General features: G+C 71.8%; 11 protein-coding genes. 1 reads left to right on the top strand and 10 read right to left on the bottom strand.

Annotated features, from left to right (window positions below):
• Nucleotides 1-17 precede the first annotated feature (17 nt).
• The 5 genes from BM223_RS22260 to guaA all read right to left on the bottom strand — a co-directional run bounded on the left by BM223_RS22260 (nucleotide 18) and on the right by guaA (nucleotide 3,887).
• On the bottom strand, nucleotides 18-407 hold the full coding sequence (locus BM223_RS22260) for a hypothetical protein (RefSeq protein ID WP_141267112.1): 390 nt from the start codon (nucleotides 405-407) through the stop codon (nucleotides 18-20).
• Nucleotides 408-462: 55 nt separating this feature from the next.
• Nucleotides 463-846, bottom strand: coding sequence for a carboxymuconolactone decarboxylase family protein (locus BM223_RS22265; RefSeq protein ID WP_075018725.1), 384 nt, complete (start codon nucleotides 844-846; stop codon nucleotides 463-465).
• Nucleotides 847-975: 129 nt separating this feature from the next.
• Complete coding sequence (locus BM223_RS22270; protein WP_038677373.1) at nucleotides 976-1,467, bottom strand: RrF2 family transcriptional regulator; 492 nt, start codon at nucleotides 1,465-1,467, stop codon at nucleotides 976-978.
• Between the two features lie 386 nt (nucleotides 1,468-1,853).
• The gene (locus BM223_RS30235; RefSeq protein WP_075018726.1) at nucleotides 1,854-2,141 is read right to left on the bottom strand and encodes a DUF2510 domain-containing protein; all 288 of its coding nucleotides are present in this window, start codon (nucleotides 2,139-2,141) and stop codon (nucleotides 1,854-1,856) included.
• A 147-nt stretch (nucleotides 2,142-2,288) separates the two neighbouring features.
• The gene (guaA, locus tag BM223_RS22280) at nucleotides 2,289-3,887 is read right to left on the bottom strand and encodes a glutamine-hydrolyzing GMP synthase (protein ID WP_038677371.1); all 1,599 of its coding nucleotides are present in this window, start codon (nucleotides 3,885-3,887) and stop codon (nucleotides 2,289-2,291) included.
• 100 nt (nucleotides 3,888-3,987) lie between these two features.
• On the opposite strand from guaA, the gene BM223_RS22285 reads away from it, so the two are divergent.
• Complete coding sequence (locus BM223_RS22285) at nucleotides 3,988-7,278, top strand: InlB B-repeat-containing protein (RefSeq protein ID WP_038677370.1); 3,291 nt, start codon at nucleotides 3,988-3,990, stop codon at nucleotides 7,276-7,278.
• A 287-nt stretch (nucleotides 7,279-7,565) separates the two neighbouring features.
• Here the strand turns inward: BM223_RS22285 and BM223_RS22290 are convergent, their stop codons facing one another.
• The 5 genes from BM223_RS22290 to BM223_RS22310 form a co-directional block, all read right to left on the bottom strand.
• Nucleotides 7,566-9,278: a GMC oxidoreductase gene (locus BM223_RS22290; RefSeq protein WP_038677369.1), complete on the bottom strand. Its 1,713-nt coding sequence runs from the start codon at nucleotides 9,276-9,278 to the stop codon at nucleotides 7,566-7,568.
• A 2-nt stretch (nucleotides 9,279-9,280) separates the two neighbouring features.
• The gene (locus tag BM223_RS22295) at nucleotides 9,281-10,918 is read right to left on the bottom strand and encodes a succinic semialdehyde dehydrogenase (RefSeq protein WP_038677368.1); all 1,638 of its coding nucleotides are present in this window, start codon (nucleotides 10,916-10,918) and stop codon (nucleotides 9,281-9,283) included.
• 221 nt (nucleotides 10,919-11,139) lie between these two features.
• Nucleotides 11,140-12,597, bottom strand: coding sequence for an aldehyde dehydrogenase (locus BM223_RS22300; RefSeq protein ID WP_038677367.1), 1,458 nt, complete (start codon nucleotides 12,595-12,597; stop codon nucleotides 11,140-11,142).
• A complete protein-coding gene (locus BM223_RS22305; protein ID WP_052138318.1) occupies nucleotides 12,594-13,778 on the bottom strand; it encodes an Rv3169 family protein in 1,185 nt (394 codons plus the stop codon). Before BM223_RS22305 ends, BM223_RS22300 begins: the two co-directional genes overlap by 4 nt.
• On the bottom strand, nucleotides 13,775-14,932 hold the full coding sequence (locus BM223_RS22310; RefSeq protein WP_038677366.1) for a phosphotransferase family protein: 1,158 nt from the start codon (nucleotides 14,930-14,932) through the stop codon (nucleotides 13,775-13,777). Before BM223_RS22310 ends, BM223_RS22305 begins: the two co-directional genes overlap by 4 nt.
• Nucleotides 14,933-15,024 lie beyond the last annotated feature (92 nt).

Below are 15,024 nucleotides of genomic sequence, written 5' to 3' on the forward strand. Positions count from 1 at the left end.
CCATAGTGGAACGTGTTCTAGTTTGGCAGCCCTTCGTCGAGGAAGACGACCGCGTGCGGCGGCGCGGGGTCGCCGAGGGCGTTGAGCGGCGCCGCGGCGATCACCCGCCGCGCCTGCCGCCGGACGACCGCGTCGCGCCGGCCCTGCTCGTCGATCAGCACCACCCGGTGCCCGTGCCGCAGCGACGGCACCGCGGGCAGCCCCGCGCTCGCCAGCGCCGCGAGCACCGCGGTCGGGTCCTGCCCGTTGGGCACCTCGTAGGCGAGCACGTCGCGGTCGCGGCGGTCCAGCTCGTCCTCACGCGCCTGCTCGGCACGTATCCACGGCACCATCAGGAGGACGCCCGCGCACGCCAGCACGACGGCGACTCCCCCGAGGACCATCCACGGCAATCCCGCTCCGCCCATGGCACACCTCCTGCTGCACCTCGGCGGTACCCCGCCCCTCCCCCGCCAACCACCCTCAGGGTCGCGGCTGCAGGTGCGTGGTGATCCCCGCCATGTTCCAGGTGTTGATGGCACCCACCGCCACGATCAGGTCGGCCCGCCGCTCCTCGCCGAGCACCCGCCCCGCCTCGGCCCACAGGTCGTCGTCGACGGCACCGATGCCCCCGGTCAACGTCTCGGTGAAGGCGAGGGCGACCCGCTCGTCGTCCTCGAAGAAGGGGCTCTCGCCCCACGCCGCGAGGCCGTGGATCTTCCGGGTCGCGACCCCGCGCCGCTCGAGATCGGTCGCGTGCATGTCGACGCAGTAGGCGCAGCCGTTGAGCTGCGACGCGCGGAGCTTGACCAGGTCGTAGAGCACCGCGCCGAGCGCCTCCTTGAGCCGGCCGTCGAGCGCCAGCAGGGCCTGTAGGTCGCGGGCGACGCGTCGCGGATCGGGGTTCGGGTCATGTTCTCTTTCCTCTCATTAACTGGACATTGAATATCCAGATTTGGGGCAACGGTGGCGCGAAGGTAGCCCCCGCGCCCGGTCTCAGGTGCGGGCGAAGTGCCGCCGCGCGTCGGCCGCGACCCGCCGCGGCGTCCGCGCCGCCAGGTCGAGGATCGACGTCGCCGCCAGCTCCCGGCGCCACGCGAGCTCGGCCCCCCGCATCGCGTGCGCGATCCCGCACGGCTTCGCGAAGTCCCGCGCCGGCCGGTCCTCGTTCATCCCCCGCTGCCGGATCTCGGTGCACGCGAACGCGTCGTCCGGCCCCTCGATCGCGGCGACGACGTCCATCAACGTGATCCGCCCCGCGGGGCGCGCGAGCCGCACGCCGCCGTACTTGCCGGGGACGGACTCGGTGATGCCCGCACGGGTGAGCGCCTGGACCTGCTTGACGAGGTACGCGGCGGGGAGGTCGTAGGCCTCCGCCAGTCGGGCGACCGGGGTCGGAGCGGGGCCGTCGTGGCCGTCGTCCTCGTGGAGCCAGTGGAGCAGCACGCAGACGTGGGCGGCCCACTCGACGCCCTCGTTCATCCGCATGGCTCCACCTCTCGTTAACTGGATACAGAGTATCCAGGTAGACCCGGTGCCGCAAAGACCGCGTCGCGGATTAACCGACGGGCACACTCAGGTCGCGCACGGGCATGAGGCACACCTCGCTGCAGGCTCCGTAGGTGACGACGACCGTGCTGTCGCGCGAGTGGTCCGGGGCGACCGGCAGCACTACACCGCCGCGTAAAAGTCCCGGCATCGACGTCGGCGGTCAGCAGCGCCGCGAGGATGAGCGCGTACCTGGAGATGTCGCGCGTCCACGAGGACGTGTTCCCCCGGCTCCCCGAAATCGCTCGAGTCGACCTTGGCTTTCCCAACGATCTCGGCATCCACGGGCCGAGATTCACCCAGACGCCTCAGAACGAATCGAAGAGCTAACAGCTGTCCCCTGTTGGGTACGCCTCTTCTAAAGACTGGCAGAGCTTCCGATCCTCGGCTTCCCCGCTCTGGACGGCCCAGACGACCATGAAGAACATGATCACCAGGACGATGCCCAACACGAGGCCCCAGGTCGGAAGGAACTGCTCCTTTGGACGGCTTCCCTTCGCCTCAGGAGCCAGCGGGGCCATCTGATCTGTCCAAGCATCGCCGTCCCAGTAGCGCTGGGTGTTCCGTGCCGATGGGTCGGGGTACCAGCCGGGCTGGCTCGGATTTCCTGTCATGGGGCGATGGTGGACCTGGGGTTCGCTCTTCGTCAGGGTTCCGCGCAGGCTTAACCAAGCGTGATTTGTCCCAGTCCGGGAGGGCTGACTGCAACTCTCCCCTCAGGAACAAGCCAAGCCTCGTCTCCGCAGGTCAGAGTGCCGGCGTCACTCCCACTCGATGGTGCCCGGCGGCTTCGACGTGATGTCGACCGTGACCCGGTTGACCTCGGCCACCTCGTTGGTGATCCGGGTCGAGATCTTCTCGAGCACCTCGTACGGCAACCGGGCCCAGTCGGCGGTCATGGCGTCCTCGGAGGTGACCGGGCGCAGTACGACGGGGTGGCCGTACGTGCGGCCGTCGCCCTGGACGCCGACCGAGCGGACGTCGGCCAGGAGCACGACCGGCATCTGCCAGATGTCGCCGTCGAGGCCGGCGGCGGTCATCTCCTCGCGGGCGATGGCGTCGGCCTCGCGGAGGAGGTCGAGGCGCTCGCGGGTGACCTCGCCGATGATCCGGATGCCGAGGCCGGGGCCGGGGAAGGGCTGGCGCTGGACGATGACGCTGGGGAGGCCGAGCTGGGCGCCGACCGCGCGGACCTCGTCCTTGAAGAGCTCGCGGAGGGGCTCGACGAGCTCGAACTCGAGGTCCTCGGGCAGGCCGCCGACGTTGTGGTGGGACTTGATGGTCGAGGTGCCGGCGCCGTGGCCGGACTCGACGATGTCGGGGTACAGGGTGCCCTGGACGAGGAAGCCGACCTTGGTGCCCTCGGGGGCGTCCTTGATGACCTCGAGCTCGGCGCCCTCGAAGGCGCGGATGAACTCGCGGCCGATGATCTTGCGCTTGGCCTCGGGCTCGCTGACGCCGGCGAGGGCGTCGAGGAACTGCTTCTCGGCGTCGACGATGACGAGCTTGGCGCCGGTGGCGGCGACGAAGTCGCGCTCGATCTGCTCGGTCTCGCCCTTGCGCATGAGGCCGTGGTCGACGTACACGCAGGTGAGGCGGTCGCCGATGGCCTTCTGGACGATGGCGGCCGCGACGGCGGAGTCGACGCCGCCGGACAGGCCGCAGATGGCGCGGCCGTCGGGGCCGATCTGGTCGCGGATGCGGGCGATCTGCTCCTCGGCGATGTTGCCGATGGTCCAGGTCTGGCGGCAGCCCGCGATGTCCCAGAGGAAGTGCTCGAGGATCTTCTGGCCGTGCTCGGAGTGCAGCACCTCGGGGTGCCACTGGACGCCGGCCAGGCCGCGGTCGACGTTCTCGAAGGCGGCGACCGGGGTGACCTCGGTCGAGGCGAGGACGGTGAAGCCGTCGGGCGCCGCGCTCACCGAGTCGCCGTGCGACATCCAGGCGTTGTGCTCGGCCGGGAGGCCGGCCAGGAGCGTGCCGGGCAGGCTGGTGGTGACCCGGGTGCGGCCGTACTCGCGGGCTCCGGTCGCCGAGACGGTGCCACCGAGGTGGGCGGCCATCAGCTGGAAGCCGTAGCACATGCCGAAGACGGCGGGGCCCGACGTGAAGATGGCCGGGTCGATCGTGGGCGCGCCCTCGGCGTAGACCGACGACGGCCCGCCGGACAGGATGATCGCCTTCGGCTTGCGGGCCACCATCTCGGCCACGGGCATCGTGTGCGGGACGATCTCGGAGTAGACCCGGGCCTCGCGCACGCGGCGGGCGATCAGCTGGGCGTACTGTGCCCCGAAGTCCACCACCAGGACCAGGTCGTGGTCGTGGTCGTGCTCGGGCTGGTTCTCCACGGCCGCCGTCATGGGCGAATCGTATCGAGGGGACGCCGCCGGCCCCGAACCGGTCAGCGCGAAGTTCCGGACTTTCATTTCAGAGCCCTCCTCAAAACGGTAGCGTCCGCTCGTGACGTGCCTCCCCGCAACCGGCGGCCCGGCCGCCGGTCTCCTCGTCCTCGGGGTGGCCCTCGTGGCCGTGGGCCTCGTCCTGACCTTCCCCCGGCGTACGACGCGCGTGCTCACCGCGAGCCTGCTGGTGCTGGCCGTGGTCGGCGCGAGCACCTTCACCCCGACCGAGGCGCACGCCGCGAGCCAGGACTGCGTGCCGGGCGGCACCGGTGCCGATCCCGGCTGGTCCGGCGCCGGCGACGAGAGCGACGGCCCGTACGACGTCACCTACTCCCCCGGCCGCGGTGGCCGGATCACCGGCCCCGCCGAGCAGCGGGTCCGGGCCGGCCAGGACGCCGCACCCGTCCGGGCCGTGGCCGACGCCGGGCACCGCTTCACCGGCTGGAGCGACGGCGTCACCACTCCCCGCCGCCACGACCGCGACATCGACGCCGACCTGCACGTCTCCGCGCGCTTCGCACCGCTGCAGCACACCCTGACCTACCTCGCCGGTCCCGGCGGCACCCTCGGCGGGACGACGCCGCAGCGCGTGGACCACGGCAGCTCCGGCACCGCGGTCACCGCCGTCCCCGACGCCGGTCAGCGCTTCGTGCGCTGGAGCGACGGCAGCACCGCCAACCCGCGCACCGACACCGACGTGACCGCGGACCTCACCGTCACCGCCGAGTTCGCCTCCGCGACGCACCGGGTCCGCTACCTGGCGGGCGCCGGGGGCACCGTCACCGGCGACGTCGACCAGACGGTCGCCCACGGCGCCGATGCCACCCCGGTCACGGCACTCGCCGGCGCCAGCCACCACTTCGTGCGCTGGAGCGACGGCAGTACCACCAACCCGCGCACCGACGCCGCCGTCGTCGCCGACCTCACCGTGACCGCCGAGTTCGCGGTCACCCTCCACCGCCTCCAGTACGTCGCCGGTCCCGGCGGCAGCCTGACCGGCGACCTCGACCAGCAGGTCCAGCACGGCGCCGCCGGCTCCGCGGTCACGGCCGTGCCCGACGCCGGCCGGACGTTCGTGCAGTGGAGCGACGGCAGCACCGACAACCCCCGCACCGACACGGCCGTCATCGCCGACGCGACCCTGACGGCCGTCTTCGCGACCCAGACCTACGTCCTCACGTACGCCGCCGCCCCGGGCGGCTCGGTGAGCCCGGCCGGACCCCAGGTGGTCGACCACGGCAGCAACGGGCCGAGCGTCACCGCGAGCCCGCAGACCGGCTACCGCTTCGTGCGGTGGAGCGACGGCAGCACCGCCAACCCCCGCACCGACACCGGCATCACCGCGAACCTCACCGTGACGGCCGAGTTCGCCGTGCGCACCTACACGGTCACCTACGCCGCCGGCCCCGGCGGCAGCCTCGGCGGGACGACGCCCCAGACGGTCGACCACGGCACCGCAACGACGCCGGTGACCGCCGTCCCGGACACCGGCTACCGCTTCGTGCGGTGGAGCGACGGCAGCACGGCCAACCCCCGTACCGACAACCCGGTCACGGCCGACCTGACCGTCACCGCCGAGTTCGCCGTGCGGACCTACGACCTCCGCTACCTGGCCGGCGCCGGCGGCTCGGTCAGCGGTGACACCGACCAGACGGTCGACCACGGCTCTGACGGGACGCCCGTGACGGCGGTCCCCGACGCGGGCTTCCGCTTCGTGCAGTGGAGCGACGGCAGCACGACCAACCCGCGCACCGACGCCGCCGTCGTCGCGGACCTCACGGTCACCGCCGAGTTCGACGACGCCCTCGACCTGGCGGTGCACGAGTCGGCCCGGGGCGCGCTGACCACGACGACCCCGCGCGACCTCGTGGTCACCAACCCGGACGCCGTCGAGGCCGAGTACGTCCTGGTCCCGACCAACACCGGCGCCGGGACGACCGATCTCACCGTCGCCGTCGCCGGCAATGCGCCGATGCCGGCCGCGAACCCGGGCGGCACGGCTGTCGCCGCGGACCCGCACGCGACGAGCCGGCGCGACGCGGTGGCGCTCGCCCAGGCCGCCCGCGGCAGCACCGGCACCGGGACCCCGCTGAGCCCGCCGGCCCGGCTCCCCTCCGGCACGCCCACCGTGGGCGACCCGCTGCGGCTCAACGTCGACCTCGACGGGAGCTGCACGACCGGCCTGGCCGCCACCGCGACGGTCCAGGCGGTGGGCACCCACGTCGTGATCGCCTCCGACGACAGCAATCCCGTCGGCGGCTTCGTCGACACCGACTACACCGAGCTGCTCACCACGCTCGACGCGATGGTTCCGGGAGTGACCGGAGCGCTGGGCGACCTGCCCGACCGCGACGCCAACGACCGGGTCGTCGTCCTCGTCACCCGCGCGGTCAACGAGCTCACTCCCCCGGCCACCAGCACCAGCGACTACGTGTACTCGCGTCCCCGTGACCTGCTCGGCCAGACGGCGTGCCCGACCAGCAACGTGGGCGAGATCGTCTACACGATGGCCCCCGACCCGACCGGGGCGGTCAACTCCAACGTGCGGACCCTCTCGTCGGTCAAGGGGCAGATCGCGACCGGTCTGGCTCACGAGCTCGGCCACCAGATCATGGACGGCGTCCGCCTCGACGCCGGGACGCCCCTGGACGGCACCTGGCTCGCCGAGGCGGTCGCTGACAGCGCCCTCGACGCCGCCTTCTACGCGCGCTCGGTCGGCCTGACCCCCTTGCAGAACCTCGTCCTCTCGAACCTCACCACCGGGCCCAACGCCTCCCTCCGGGTGGCCGCGTTCAACACCTACATCAACGCCGACTTCACCCGCTACCGCCCCTGGCTGCAGGCGCCCACCGTCAACTCCGTGCTGGCCGGGACGCCGAGCCAGGCCAGTCGCGGCGGCGCGTGGGCCTTCCTCGGGTACGCCGCCGACCGCAAGTCCGGCGGCAGCCTGAGCGCCCGCACGGCCTTCCTGCGCTCGCTGGTGACCGGCCCCGGCACCGGCACCGCCACGCTGGCGGCAGCCCTCGGCGAGGCGCCGGGGCGCTGGCTCGAGGACTTCGCCGTCGCCGCCTACACCGACGACCTGGTCGAGGCGGGTCCGCTCGGCACGTCCGGCCCGTTCGCGATGCTGTCGTGGCACTTCCGCTCGCTCTACCAGGCGCTGAACGTCACCTACCCGCTCGTGCCCTCCGCTCTCGACGCCGACACGAGCATCACCCGGATCTACGCACCGAGGGGCGGGTCGCGGCACGTGCTCTTCCGGGTCGCCGCCGGCGCCACCGCGACCCTGACCCTGACCGCGCTCACCGTGAACCCGGAGATCGGCTACCGGCTCGTCCGGCTGCGCTGAACCCGGGCCGTCTCGAGCCCGCCCACCCGCTCAGCCCGGCCGGAAAACGCACCAGGGCCCGGCCGGGGAGGGAGGGTGGCCGGGCCCTGATTGTCCACGCAACTGATGGACAGTGCCTGGACCGAGCCCGGGCTTCGGGAGGGAGCGTGAATTCCCGGGCTCGCTCAGTTCAACGACCCCGTGAGGGGTGGGTTACGCAGGCTCCGGACAACTTCGACAAAAGTTCGGGGGCGGCCCCAGGATCTCCCGGGACCGCCCCACGAGGCGTCAGCTTTCGCTCCGCTCCCTCAGCTCACGCCCACGATGGGCAGCCGCAGGGCCGCCGGGGCGTCGTCCGGGACGACGGGCGACTGGGGCGCGACCGGCTGGATCCGCTCGTACGACGCCCCGAGCGCCGGGCGGGTGTCCGCCTCGCCCTTGTTGGGCCAGAAGGCCATCGCCCGCTCCGCCTGCGCGGTGATCGTCAGCGACGGGTTCACGCCCAGGTTGGCCGAGATCGCCGAGCCGTCGACGATGTGCAGGCCCGGGTGGCCGTACATCCGCTGGTAGCCGTCGACCACGCCCGTCTCGGGGCTGTCGCCGATGGTGCAGCCGCCGATGAAGTGGGCGGTCAGCGGGCGGTTGAAGGGCTCGCCGATGGTGCCGCCGGCCGTGCCGCCACCCATCACCGCGGCCATGCGTCGTACGGCGTCGTTGGCGGCGGGGATCCAGGTGGGGTTCGGCTCGCCGTGACCCTGCTTGGACGACAGGATCCACTTGCCCGCGACCTTCTTGGGCAAGGTGGTGATGGAGTTGTCGACCGACTGCATCACCAGCGCGATGACGACCCGCTCGGACCAGTGCTTGACGTCGTAGAGGTCGCGGACCCGGCGGCGCTCCTTCCAGAGCTCCTTGAGCCACACCTTCCAGCGCGGGTCGGGCCCGTCGCCGTCGGTGAGCACGGTCTGCATGAGCGACATCGCGTTGCTGCCCTTGCCGTAGCGGACGGGCTCGATGTGGGTGTGCTCGTCGGGGTGCCACGACGAGGTGATCGCGACGCCCTCGGTGTAGTCGACGTCGGCGCCCTGGGGCGCGATCGCGCCGAGGATCGACTCGGAGTTGGTCCGGGTCAGGTGGCCGAGGCGGTCGGAGACGTGCGGCAGGTCGCCCTCGGCCTTGAGCCGGTGGAGCAGCTTCTGGGTGCCGAGCGCCGCAGCGGAGAAGACGACCTGCTCGGCGGTGTAGGTCTTGGTCGCCGTGCGCCGCGAGAGCTTGGCCTTCGTCCAGCGGGTGTCGACCTGGTAACCGCCGCCGGCCAGCGGCCGGACCCGGGTCACCGTGGTGAGCGGGTGGACGTCGGCGCCGTTCTGCTCAGCCAGGTAGAGGTAGTTCTTGACCAGCGTGTTCTTCGCGTTGTGCCGGCACCCGGTCATGCACTCACCGCAGTCGCGACAGGTGTTGCGCCGCGGTCCGGCGCCGCCGAAGTAGGGGTCCTCGACCTGCGTGCCCGCCGCCTGCTCGGGGCCGCCGAAGAAGACCCCGACCGGCGTGGGGTGGAAGGAGTCGCCGACCCCCATCTCGTCGGCGACCTTCTTCATCACCTCATCCGAGGGGGTCATCTTGGGGTACTCGACGACGCCGAGCATCCGCTTGGCCTGGTCGTAGTACGGCGCGAGCTCGGCCTTCCAGTCGGTGATGTGCGACCAGGAGGGGTCCTTGTAGAACGGCGCGAGCGGCTCGTAGAGCGTGTTGGCGTAGACCAGCGAGCCGCCGCCGACGCCCGCGCCGGCCAGGATCAGGCAGTCCTTGACCATGTCGATGCGCTGGATGCCGTAGCAGCCGGCGGACGGCGCGTAGAGGTACTTCTTGAGGTCCCAGGAGTTGCCGGCGAAGTCGGCGTCGCTGAACCGCGCGCCGGCCTCGAGGACGCCGACCTTGTAGCCCTTCTCGGTGAGCCGCAGCGCGGTGACCGAGCCGCCGAAGCCGGAGCCGATGACGAGGACGTCGTAGTCGAAGGTCATGGTCACGCCCGCCCCAGCTTGTCCATGAACCGCAGCGAGGCGGTCATGAACTTCGCATAGCCCTCGTCGGACATCCCGAGCATCGGCCCGAACCGGATCAGCCGCTGCGTGGCGACCGACTGGGTCTCGGTGTAGCGGTGGATGCCCTCGGCGCCCTGGCGCCGGCCCATGCCGGACTCGCGCATGCCGCCCATGGGCGCGTCGATGCTGGCGAAGGTGGCGCCGAACGCCTCGTTGACGTTGACCGTGCCGCACTTGATCTGGCGCGCGACCTGGCGCCCGCGCTCGGTGTCGCGGGTGTAGACCGAGCCGTTGAGGCCGTACTCGCCGTCGTTGGCGCGCGCGATCGCGTCGGCCTCGTCGTGGAAGCGGTAGATCGACACGACCGGGCCGAACGTCTCGTTGCCGAAGCAGGTCATCTCCGGCGTGACGCCCTCGAGGATGGTCGGCTCGAAGTAGTACGGCGCCAGGTCGGGCCGCGCACTGCCGCCGGCGAGCACCCGGGCGCCCTTGGCGACGGCGTCGTCGACGTGGGCGGTCACCGTGTCGAGCTGGTCGGCGGAGATGAGCGTGCCCATGTCGGCGTCCCAGTCCATCGTGGCGCCGAGGCTCATCGCCTTGGTGCGCGCGACGAAGCGCTCGACGAAGCGGTCGTAGACGGCGTCGGCGACGAACATCCGCTCGGTCGAGACGCACAGCTGGCCCGCGTTGGAGAAGCAGGCCCGGACCGCGCCCTCGGCGGCCCGCTCGATGTCGGCGTCGCGCAGCACCAGGATCGGGTTCTTGCCGCCCAGCTCGAGCGAGCAGCCGATGAGCCGCTCGGCCGCCTGCTTGGCGATGATCTTGCCGGTGGCGGTGGAGCCGGTGAAGCAGATGTAGTCGGAGCGCTCGATGATCGGCGTACCGAGCTCACGACCGGGCCCGGCCACGACCTGCCACAGGTCGCGCGGGAAGCCGGCGTCCTCGAGCAGCTGCGCGCCGAGCAGCGCGGACAGCATGGTCTGCGCGTCGGGCTTGGCGACCACGGCGTTGCCGGCGAGCAGCGCCGGGAGGCCGTCGCACAGCGCCATCGTGAACGGGTAGTTCCACGGCGAGATGATCCCGACGACACCCTTCGGCACCCGGTTCAGCTCGACCCGGGTGAGCACCGGGACGACGCCCGGGCGGCGCTGGGTGTCGAGGTGCCGGTGCGCGGTGCGGGCGTAGTAGCGCGCGGTGAGGGCGATGTGGAGCGGCTCGTCGAAGGCGTGCTTGCGCGCCTTGCCGGACTCGAGCTGGATCAGGTCCATGATCTCGTCCTGGCGGTCGAGCACGATGTCGTGGAGGCGGTGCAGGATCCGCGCCCGCTCGTCGACCGACACCCGCGCCCACGCCGCCTGCGCCACCCGCGCCCGGCGGAACGCCTCGGCGACGTCCTCGGTGCTCGACTGCGGGATGTTCGCCAGCGGCGCCCCGTTGATCGGCGAGTGCACCTGGGCGCTCGTGCCGGTGGTGGCGACGATCCGGGCGGTCAGCCGGGCGACGTGCTCCGGCTCGAGGACGTAGGACGCGCGCGGGTCGTGCTCAGGATCGTGGGGGCCCTCGACGACGGGGCCGCCGCTCGAGCCGTCGGCGCCGGAACCGGGGATCGCTTCGCTCATGTGACGAGCGTAGGTGAGCGGGGTCACCTACGGCTACTGATCGGTAACGGATGTGGGGGTTTACACATCACGTCTTGATGTCAAGGGACCTGACAGTTTCGCCGGTCGACCGGCGAAACTCACACTTGACCGCTGAAGCATCGTCGGTCAAGCGTGAGTTTTGTACGACAAGTCCGCCAGTTTCGCCGGTCGACCGGCGAAACTGGCGCGACCGCAACGACCTACATCGGCGGCGCCGACAGGTACACCGACTTCGCCTCCGTGTACTGCGCGAGCCCCTCCGGCCCGAACTCCCGCCCGAGTCCCGACGCCTTGAACCCACCGAACGGCGCCGCGAAGTCCATCGTGTAGGTGTTGATGCCGTAGGTGCCGGTGCGCACCCCGCGGGCGACCTCGAGCCCCGCGTCGGCGTCGGCGGTCCAGACGGTGCCGGCCAGGCCGTACTCGGAGTCGTTGGCGATCCGGATCGCGTCCGCGACGTCGTCGTAGGCGATGACCGACAGGACCGGGCCGAAGATCTCCTCCTGGGCGATCCGCATCTTGTTGTCGACCCCCGCGAAGACGGTGGGCCGGACGTACCAGCCGCGGTCGAGGCCGTCGGGGCGGCCTTCGCCGCCGGCGAGCAGCTGGGCGCCCTCCTCCTGCCCGATCCGGATGTACGACGTCACGCGCTCCTGCTGGCGCTGCGCGACCATCGGGCCGATCTCGGTCGCGGGGTCGAGCGGGTCGCCCACCTTCATGGACCCGATCGCCGCCGCCAGCGAGGCGGCGAACGCGTCGTGCCGCTCGCGCGAGACCAGGACGCGGGTCTGGGCGACGCAGGCCTGTCCGGAGTTCATCACGCCGAGGAATTTCAGGCCCTCGATCGCGGCGGCCTCGTCGGCGTCGTCCAGGATGATGGCGGCGGACTTGCCGCCGAGCTCGAGCGAGACCCGCTTGAGCTGCTCGCCGCAGATCGCGCCGATCTTGCGCCCGGCGGCGGTGGATCCGGTGAACGCGACCTTGTCGACGCCGGGGTGGCGCACCAGGTGCTCCCCCACCTCGCGGCCGCCGGCGACGATCGACACGACGCCCTCGGGGACGCCGGCCTCGACCAGCAGCTCGGCGAGCAGGTAGCCGTCGAGCGGGGTCTCCGGCGCCGGCTTCACGACGACGGTGCAGCCGGCGAGCAGCGCCGGGACGACCTTGGACAGGATCGTGAACTGCGGGACGTTCCACGGCGGAATCGCCGCGACGACGCCGACCGGCTCGTGCCGCACGACGACGTCCGCGCCGAGCACGCCGGGGCGCCGCTCCTCCCAGGGGAACTCGCGCGCGATGCCGAGGAACGCCTCGATCTGCATCCACGGCGCGGGCGCCTGGGCCAGCGAGCTGAACGAGATCGGCGAGCCCATCTCGGTGGAGATGATGGTCGCCATCTCGTCGAGCTTGGCGGCGTACAGGCCCGACAGGTTCTGGACGACGTCGATCCGCTCGGCCGGGCTCATCCGCGGCCACGGCCCCTCGTCGAACGCCCGGCGCGCGGCGGCGACGGCGGCGTCGATGTCGGCGGTCGAGCCCTCGGGGACCCGTGCGACGACCTCCTCGGAGTGCGGCGAGACCACCTCCAGCACGGCATCGGCGGCGGGCGCGGCCCAGGTGCCACCGATGAAGAGGGCGTCGCGGTCGAGGGTGGTCATGAGTTCTCCTTCGCAAGATCGAACCAGTCGCTGAATCCCGAGGGGTCGTGCCGGCCGAGGGCGCCGTGCTCGAACAGGCCCCAACCCTCGGAGCCCTCCGGTACGCCGGCCCCCGGGCCGTGGATCGTGGCCTGGCCGACGTGGTCGATCACGCCGAACATCACCCGGCCGGCGACGGCGGGGTCGTTCATGTCGTAGGTGAGCCGCTCGGTGAAGGCCGGGCCCTTCCACTGGCCGTGGGTCCAGTCGGAGTCGCCGCCGTACCCGCCGCCGACGTGGATCGGCACCGGCAGCTTCGAGGCGACCTGGAGCACGAGCTCCTTCCCGTCGGGCGTGGTGCAGACGATGGTCGCGCCGGTCGGCACCCGGGTGCCCGGGGTGTAGCGGATCTCGACGCGCGGCCAGCCGAGCTGCTCGACCCGGCCGTCCTTCCAGATCCGGGTGCAGTCGTTGAGCGTGCGGAAGCCGTCGGGCGTCTCCTGGATGATGAGGACGACGCAGAACTCCTCGAAGCGCAGCGGCACGTAGAGCCACCACATCCCCTCGAACGCCGGGTCGGCCGGCTTGCCGGCGGGCGCCGCCTCACCGACGGGCCGGATCCCCCACGAGCGGTCGCGCGAGCCGAGCCAGCGGTCCGGAGTGACGGCGATGTCGGTGCCGTCGACGCTGAGGACGCCCTCCCAGGTGCCGAGCTGGGCGAAGCGCTGCGCGTCGAGCGTCGTCCCGCTGCCCTGGCGCATCACGTGCGGCAGCTCCTGGACGACGGGGAACGAGCCCTCCCAGGTGAGGTCCATCGCGACGCCCTCGGTCTCCTCCAGCACCAGGCGCAGCTTGTGGAGCGGCTCGATGATCTCGACCCGGTAGCCCCCCACCTGCTGGGCCATCCGGTCGGCGCCGCGCGGGTCGGCGGCGTCGCTGAGGTGGACGGCGGTCTGCTCGTCGCCGCGGCGGAGCAGGACGAAGGCGTCCTTGGTGCCGAGGTTGGGGTAGAACCCGAGCCCGGTGATCAGGAACAGGTCGCCGGTGCGGTCGTGGGCGTTGAGGTAGCAGCGGTCGTAGAAGTTCCGGTCGCTGCTGCCGGCCCAGGCGACCGGCCGCGGGAGCTGGTGGATCGGGTACTCGTCGAGCGGGCCGAGGCCGTAGTACTCGCCGTGCAGACCGTGGTCGTGGCGGGTGCTCATGCGCCGACCTCCTCGAGGAGACGCTCCAGGAGCGGGCGGTGGTGGAAGACGGACTCGGGGTCGTCGGGCCGCTCGATCTCGCCGAAGTGGATCTGCCGCGCGCTCGTGCGCAGGAAGACGCAGCCCCAGTTGACCGCCGCGTGCAGCAGGAACCAGGTGAGGTCGCCGGTCTCGACGCCGGTCAGCTCGCGGTAGGTCGCGACGACGTCGTCGGGCGCCAGGAACTCCGGCATGCCCGGCAGGCCGAGCATGGTCGCGATCTCCTGGAAGACCTGGTGGGCGAAGACCAGCCAGGCGAGGTCCATCTCGCGCGGCCCGAGGGTCGCCATCTCCCAGTCGAGGACGGCGACCGGCTCGAAGTCGCGGTACATCATGTTGCCGATCCGGGAGTCGCCCCAGACGAGCACCGGCTCGCCCTCCTCGGCGGGCAGGTTCGCCTCGAGCCAGGCCAGGCCGCGCTCGATGAGCGGCGAGCGCGGGCTCGCCTCCGCGGTGGTGATCGCGTACTCGTACCAGGCGCGGGTCTTGGCGAGGTTGCGCGCCAGCGGCGTCGCCCCCTCGTGGCCGGTGACCGCCGGGTCGAGGAAGCCGAACGTCGTCGCGGCGTCGGGGATGCCGTGCAGCCGGGCCAGGACGTCGACGGTGCTGCGCTGGAGCCGCTCCTGCTGCTCGGGCGAGGCGTCGAAGAGCCAGTTGTCGCCGAACGGGTAGGGCAGGACGTCGGGCGGGACCGCGCCGTCGAGGCGGTCCATCAGGAAGAACGGCGTGCCGAGCACGTCACCGGTCGGCTCGTTGAGGCCGACCGTGGGCACCGGGACGCCGGCCAGCTCGCCGGCGAGGCGCATCGCGTCGTACTGGTCGGTGAGGCGGTACTCCGCGAACACCGGCAGGTCGCTCGCCGCCGGCGCCACGCGGGCGACGTACTCGCGGGTGACGCGGGCGCCGTCCTCGGTGGTGGTGATCGCCAGCAGGACCGTCTCGCTCGACATGCCGTTGGTCTGGATGCCCTCGTGCAGGGTCACCTCGGGCGCGGCGCCGTCGGGCAGCACCGCGGTGAGCCACTCCTCGAGCCGGTCGTGGACCGCGCCCTGGTCGCGACTGGAGCGCTGCAGGGTCATCTCGGTGATGTCCGCGGGCAACGGGGACTGGGTCACGGGGTCCTCCTGGGGTGATCACAGCCTGTTAGAACGTGTTCTAACTTGTCAATGGCCGATTACGGTACCCTCGGTAACGAAAGAGGGGAAGA

It is taken from the genome of Pimelobacter simplex, from assembly GCF_900114845.1.
In the GTDB taxonomy this organism is placed as follows: Bacteria; Actinomycetota; Actinomycetes; order Propionibacteriales; family Nocardioidaceae; genus Nocardioides; species Nocardioides simplex.